The 450-nt window shown below is 60.4% G+C and carries 1 pseudogene; it reads left to right on the top strand.

Annotation, left to right across the window (positions count from 1 at the left end):
• Nucleotides 1-354 (top strand): annotated as a pseudogene (locus tag IG65_RS37505) (AMP-binding protein); the annotation flags it as partial.
• Nucleotides 355-450: the final 96 nt, after the last annotated feature.

The raw sequence follows: 450 nt of genomic DNA, 5'->3' as shown, positions 1-450 counted from the left end.
AGCCCGCTACTCCACGGCGGCCGACTGGTCGTGATCCCCGACTCGATCACCCTCTCCCCCAACGACTTCCACGACGTCCTCGCCGCCCAACACGTCACCGTATTGACCCAAACCCCCACCGCTGCAGCAATGCTCACGCCACACGACCTGGAACCGCTGACACTGATACTCGGCGGTGAAACCTGCCCCGCCCAGGTAGTAGACCGCTGGGCACCCGAACACACAGTCATCAACGGCTACGGACCCACCGAAACCACCATGTGCGTCACCCTAACCCCACCCTTGGCACCTGAATCCGGAACACCACCGATCGGCTCACCGGTACCCCCAGCAGCACTCTTCGTGCTGGATGGGAGTGTCGGAATTTTTGTGGGCAGAACGGTGAATTGTCCTGCTAGTTTCCGGTTATCCGCTCACCATAGAACAGGGCGAGCGTGTTGAGTATATCCT

Origin of the sequence: Nocardia sp. NRRL WC-3656 (assembly GCF_000720265.1) — a bacterium.
GTDB classification, from domain to species: domain Bacteria; phylum Actinomycetota; class Actinomycetes; order Mycobacteriales; family Mycobacteriaceae; genus Nocardia; species Nocardia nova.
The sequence above is the reverse complement of the archived record's forward strand: the minus strand, read 5'-3'. Positions and strand labels throughout refer to the sequence as shown.